6 protein-coding genes are annotated in these 6,231 nt (G+C 51.3%); all 6 read right to left on the minus strand.

Annotated elements, in window-relative coordinates:
* Nucleotides 1-57: 57 nt before the first annotated feature.
* Entirely contained in the window at nucleotides 58-822 is a 765-nt protein-coding gene (locus tag C1I60_RS22840) for a cell division protein FtsQ/DivIB (protein ID WP_137063771.1), read from the minus strand.
* Between the two features lie 56 nt (nucleotides 823-878).
* Entirely contained in the window at nucleotides 879-2,162 is a 1,284-nt protein-coding gene (gene murA / locus C1I60_RS22845; protein WP_137063772.1) for a UDP-N-acetylglucosamine 1-carboxyvinyltransferase, read from the minus strand.
* A gap of 16 nt (nucleotides 2,163-2,178) precedes the next feature.
* A complete protein-coding gene (gene murB / locus C1I60_RS22850; protein ID WP_137063773.1) occupies nucleotides 2,179-3,084 on the minus strand; it encodes a UDP-N-acetylmuramate dehydrogenase in 906 nt (301 codons plus the stop codon).
* A gap of 145 nt (nucleotides 3,085-3,229) precedes the next feature.
* Nucleotides 3,230-4,339, minus strand: a complete 1,110-nt coding sequence (murG, locus tag C1I60_RS22855) for an undecaprenyldiphospho-muramoylpentapeptide beta-N-acetylglucosaminyltransferase (RefSeq protein WP_137063774.1) — start codon at nucleotides 4,337-4,339, stop codon at nucleotides 3,230-3,232.
* Nucleotides 4,340-4,345: 6 nt separating this feature from the next.
* Nucleotides 4,346-5,443: a stage V sporulation protein E gene (gene spoVE / locus C1I60_RS22860; RefSeq protein WP_137063775.1), complete on the minus strand. Its 1,098-nt coding sequence runs from the start codon at nucleotides 5,441-5,443 to the stop codon at nucleotides 4,346-4,348.
* Nucleotides 5,444-5,492: 49 nt separating this feature from the next.
* The coding region (locus tag C1I60_RS25985) for a glutamate ligase domain-containing protein (protein WP_289306539.1) at nucleotides 5,493-6,231 on the minus strand (739 nt) is incomplete at its 5' end.

Raw genomic sequence — 6,231 nt, forward strand, 5'->3', positions numbered from 1 at the left:
GAAAAAAGAAGGAGGCAAGTCTATTACCCATAAAATCAATTCTAGCATTTTTTCACATCACTGAGTAGTATCTTTTTCTTGGCCCTCTTCGCTCGTGTCCTGTTTGAACGGAACGTAGGAATCTGCCTCCAGCATTGTGATCAGACCGGGCTCTTCGGTTTCCAGCACCTGATTCAAATAGCTGATTTTAGAACTCAGCAGAGAAACCGTCGTAATGACCTCAAACTGAGAGCGTGTATACATTTTTATGCGGTCTGGAAAAGAAGGTATCGGCGCAGGAATAATTTCCGAAATGTCAGCTGTCCATTCCCCTGGAATTCGAGATAACACATCACACAGCTTTGCTTTGTAAGGATCATCCGATTTCCATTTGGTCAAAATGGGCTTCTCCACCGCAATTCCGCTGCTGCCCACGCCTACGCTTGTCCCATTCGCAAGAATGGCACGCAGGCTCCCATCACTCTGTAACTCGTAAGCAACCGTGGCAAACTCTTTAATATGAACAACAATGACTCCCGGAAAATGCTTGTCCACCGTTACTTGTTGAATCGACTGGATCTCTCGCAGCTTCTGGGAAATGCCCGAAGAACTGACTCCGAAATACTGATCCCCGACAGCCAGACCACTTCGATTAAGCAACTGTTCACGGCTCGAAAATACATTACCGTCAAAGCGAATTTCAGAAACCCGGCTTAACGAGGAACGGAAGAATAGGACAGCCAATAATACGATAAACAACAATATGAGCAGAATGGCAATCTTCCGACTTGTTCTTTTTTTCATTCTGTTCTGTTTAAGAACAGGTATTTGAGCGTTTGGCATAGCTTCTCTCCACAAAAGCCTTTGGTCCCTCCGCTAACGGAGGGACATTACAGGCATTAATTTACGAAATCCAACTGCTCCGGCACCGGAGACTGACGGCTCATTCGGGCACCCAGTCCCTGGAAAAGACGCTCGATCCGATCATACCCTCTATCAATATGGTGTACCTGCTCAACAATGGTAAGTCCTTGAGCTGCCAGGCCCGCTATAACCAGCGCGGCCCCTGCGCGTAGATCGGTAGCCTCTACCGTGGCCCCATACAGACGGGGAACCCCCCGTATAAAGGCAGCATTCGCATCAACCGTAATATCAGCACCCATCACATTCAATTCTTCCACATGTTTGAATCGGCTTTCGAAGACCGTCTCTTTCATTACACTAAAGCCATCTGCCAGAGAAAGCAAAACCATGACTTGAGACTGCAAGTCCGTTGGAAAAGACGGGTAAGGGGAGGTAACAATCCTCTCCACCGCTTTGGGGCGGCTCATGCAGCTTACGGTCATTATATCATTCAAGATGCCGATTTGAACACCAGCCCGCCTGAGGACGTGAATCAGCGCGGACAAATGGGAGGGGTTACAGTGCGTCAACGAAACGCTACCGCGCGTGGCCGCAGCCGCAATCATAACGGTCCCGGCTACAATGCGGTCAGGAATAACCTCATACGTACACGGATTCAAACAGTTGACTCCCGTAATCGTGATCGTATCCGTTCCCGCTCCGATAATACGTGCTCCCATCGCATTCAGGAAATTTTGAAGATCCTGAATCTCAGGTTCCCTCGCTGCGTTGGTGATCGTCGTTCGTCCTTCGGCCAACGCAGCGGCCATCATAATATTTTCGGTGGCCCCCACGCTCGGGAAATCCAGATGGATATCCGCTCCAGTCAGCTTGCGAGCCCGAAACGTAATTTGTTCTTCTTTTTCCTCGATCTCCGCTCCAAGAGCCTTCAGGCCCTCCAAGTGAAGATCAATTTTGCGCTCGCCTATGGCACAGCCTCCTGGCTGATAAATGGAAACTTCTCCATATCTGGCGAGCAGCGGTCCCATCAGAAAGATAGACGAGCGCATCTGCTTCATCAAATCTTCCGGAATCTGGAACGTTCGGACGGACGACGTATCCACGTATACCGTTTCTTCTTCATGTCGGCATGTACAGCCAAGTCTCTCAAGGATGTGCAGCATGACCTTAATGTCTAATAGATGGGGCACATTCCGAATTTCTACCTTACCTTGTGCAAGCAAGCTTGCTGCAAGAATGGGCAGTGCCGCGTTTTTTGCCCCATGGATACGTATGGTGCCTGACAAGGGATGGCCTCCCTCAATCACCAATTTGTCCAATGTATCACCTCCGAGTTTACCGCTCACCCACTACGAAAACCTCCGGAACTAGCTTGATGCCGGTTTGAGATGATATTGTACTTTGAATATGCTTCATTAGGGTAAGCACGTCCTCTGCTGTCGCTTGACCGGTATTAACAATGAAATTGGCATGCTGTACGGAAACCTCAGCGCCTCCCGCTTTTAAGCCCTTGAGACCTGCGTCTTCAATAAGACGGGCCGCATAGTCTCCTGGCGGATTGCGAAACACACTTCCCGCACAAGCCAGCTGTAACGGCTGAGTCAGCCTACGACGATCTTTGAAAGCTGCAAGAGCCTCCGAAATTTCCTCACGGTCGCCCCGCTTCATCCGAAACACTGCCTCTGTCACCATTCCACGCTGCTCATGCAGCACGGAGTGACGATAGCCGAAATGCATTTGTTCGGCATCATACACAGCCAATTCCCCTGTATCCAGCACAATCTCAGCGGACTGGAATATTTGTGACACATCAGACCCATGGGCACCGGCGTTCATGTAGACAGCCCCGCCAACTGATCCCGGGATACCTCCCGCAAATTCGAGGCCGGATAGCGCCTGCTTGCTGGCCATAACACACAACTTGACTAGTGACACGCCTCCACCGGCGACGATCCGTTCATCTTCAAAACGGACATAATCAAATCCCGGTCCCAGCTTGATCACGAGGCCCCGGATTCCTTTATCGGAAACGAGCATGTTTGAGCCCCGTCCCAACTGCATCCACGGGATTCCGTGCTCGCCAGCCAGTTGCAGTAAAGTTGCTAGCTGCTCCTTGGTATCCGGGATGACAAGAGCATCCGCCGGACCTCCAATCTTCCACGTCGTATATTTGGAAAGCGGCTCATGCTCCAGCACTTTTCCGATATCATGCTCCGCTAATAATGGCATCCATTGCTGCATTGTACTGAAACCTCCTTGTTGCTTGCCCCGCATGGTTATAAGGCTCTCACCTGACAACCGGCAACCTGAGTGATGGTCACAATGTATAGGGTATCTTATGTCAATACCATCTGGTGTGTGACAACCGCCCAGTTTGCGCTGCGGTCTAACTTTTACGGGCAAGACGCTCCATTTCTTTTACTAAAATATCGGCTGAATCAGGCTTGCCAAGCGCAGACGCTGATTCAGCCATCCGGCTGCGCATTGCCTCATCCTCCATAATCTCCGCAATGGATTGAAACAAGGACGCACCATTCAAGTCCTTCTCCACTATCATGACAGAGGCCCCTGCCTTTTCGAGTGTACGGGCATTGGCCTCCTGATGGTTGTTCGTCACATTGGGGGATGGAATTAGAATGGATGGAATACCCAACGATGTGATTTCAGCCAAGAAGGACGCGCCAGCGCGATTAACGATTAAAGAGGTACAAGCCAGCACCTCTGGCATATTGTGAATATAGGGAAGCACGTGCAAATGATTGGGCAATGATCCGATCTGATTCCGTATGCTGTCCAACGTCTGCTCATAGTAAGATTCACCAGTCACATATACAAAATGGACGTCTTTCAGTTGCGAAAGTTGCGGAGCCATCGCAATCATGGCATCATTAATGGCCTTTGCTCCCCTACTGCCACCGACCACAAGCACGACCGAGCTGTTCATTGGAACCCCGATGGTAGCAAAGCCTCGGTCCCGGTTAGCCTGACGAACCGTTGTAGCGCGCGGATTCCCGGTGTACAGTACATTTTTGGCTTTGGGGAATGCTCCTTCAGAGCCTTCAAAGCTGACAGCCACCGTATCCACGTAACGGCTCAGAAACGCATTGGTCAATCCCGGGATTGCATTTTGCTCATGAATAATGCTGGGTATCCCCAACCTGGAAGCAGCATACACGACAGGGCCGCATACATAACCCCCGGTGCCAATCACGATATCCGGCTTGAATTTTTTCAATAAAGCTTTGGATCTGCGAACCCCTTTGAAGAAACGCATGATCGTTTTTATATTTTCCACAGACAAGCTGCGACGAAATCCTGTAATATCAATAGCCTCAAACGGAATTTTTTCCTGAGGAACCAGCTTGCTTTCCAGTCCCCGCTGACCGCCAATGTACAAAAATTCAGCGCCCGGATCAATCTCTTCGCACTGTCTGGCTACAGCGAGCGCCGGATAAATATGCCCTCCGGTACCGCCGCCGCTCAAAACGACGCGCATAAACGTTCACCTCGCATAACGTGATATATTCAGTAAAATGCCCAGCGCTGTTAGCATCAACGTCAGAGAAGAGCCTCCGTAGCTGATTAAGGGCAGTGTTATTCCTGTCACCGGCATTAAGCCGATTACGACACCTATGTTAATGACCACCTGTACGGCAACCATCCCCACAATGCCTACAGCGAGCAAACTGCCGTAAGTATCCGGGATGGTAATAGCGACGCGCATTCCTCTCCACACGAGAACCAGAAAGAGCGCCAGCACTGTCATTCCACCGATAAAGCCAAGCTCCTCTGCCAAAATCGAAAAAATAAAGTCCGTCTGCGGCTCGGGAACATAGCTGTATTTCTGGCGGCTCATGCCAAGCCCCAAGCCTGCCAGCCCTCCAGGTCCAATGGCATACAGCGATTGAATAATTTGATACCCTGCGCCAAGCGGATCGGACCACGGGTCCAAGAACGCTGTGATCCGCTGGAGCCGATAAGGCGCAGCCGCAATCAGGGCCGCAAATCCCGCCGCTCCCGTTAAAGCCAGCAGGCCCAGATGCTTCATACGTGCGCCTGCCGTAAATACGATTAGCATGGACGCCCCCATCATCACCGTGCCTGTACCCAAATCGGGCTGGAGCATAATCAGGCCAAAGGCCAGTCCCATGAGTCCAAGCGGGGGCAACAGGCCACGAGTAAAGGAATTAATATCATAATCCGGGCGGCTGAGCCAGCGTGCGAGAAAAAGAATCATGCCCAGCTTCATAAACTCGGATGGCTGAATGCCAAAAGAGCTGATACCGAGCCAGCTTCGTGCCCCGCCTCTGACTACACCAATGCCTGGGATGAGTACGGCAACCAGCAACGCGAGACAGATCAGCAGTACAACCCTAGCATACTTCTGCCAGATCCGATAGTCTGTTTGGGCAGTGAAGTACATTGCCACAAGACCTAGCCCGGCGAACAGCAGCTGCCGCTTTACAAAATAGTAGGAGTCCCCGTACTCGTGAAAAGCGAGAACGGCGCCCGCACTGTATACCATAACCATGCCGATGGCTAACAAGCTCAAAATACAGACGAAAAGCCATATATCCGGCGCCGGACGAGATTGCTTCATCAGGAGGCCACCCCTTGCATAAAAGTAGGGGCTTATCCAACCCCCCTACTTACAATTTATGCGCCGCCTCTTTAAAAATACGTCCACGCTCTTCATAGGACCGGAACATATCCCAGCTTGCACACGCAGGTGAGAGCAATACAACATCCCCCGGCTCAGCAAGTTTAGCAGCCCTGTTCACAGCCTCCACGAGCGTAGCGGCGGCGTCCTCCCCATTATCGACGACCTCGACACGCTCTATTCCGGCCTGACGTGCCCGGTCTGCCAGCTTGTGCCGAGTCTCGCCCAGTAGCACAACAGCCTTTACACCCTCTTGCAAGGAAGGTACAAGCTCGGCATAATCCGAACCACGATCCAGTCCTCCAGCAATTAGTACAATGGGTTGCTTGAAGGAAGACAACGCCATCATCGTCGCTTTGGAATTGGTGGCTTTGGAATTGTTGTAATAAGCCGCTCCGGCATATTCTCCAACATATTCGAGCCGATGCTCCACTCCACGAAAAGCGCTTAGCGGTTCAGCCAATCCAGACGGTTCCGCTCCTGCGGCAATAGCAATTGCGCAAGCGGCGAGGGCATTTTCCACATTAAAACGGCCCGGAAGGCCTATTTCAGCCACGCCTATAATCGGATGCACCACACCACTCGCATCGCGATATACGATGCTGCGTTCAATGTCATCCGTCACATCCGGTATGTATGGCGGGTCTGCGAACAACCCTTCCTGCAAACGTTCCGTCATCGAGAACGGAAGCAGCCTCGCTTGGATATAGGGCACAAGCTCTCGACAA

This window comes from Paenibacillus terrae, from assembly GCF_005217525.1.
In the GTDB taxonomy this organism is placed as follows: Bacteria; Bacillota; Bacilli; order Paenibacillales; family Paenibacillaceae; genus Paenibacillus; species Paenibacillus terrae_C.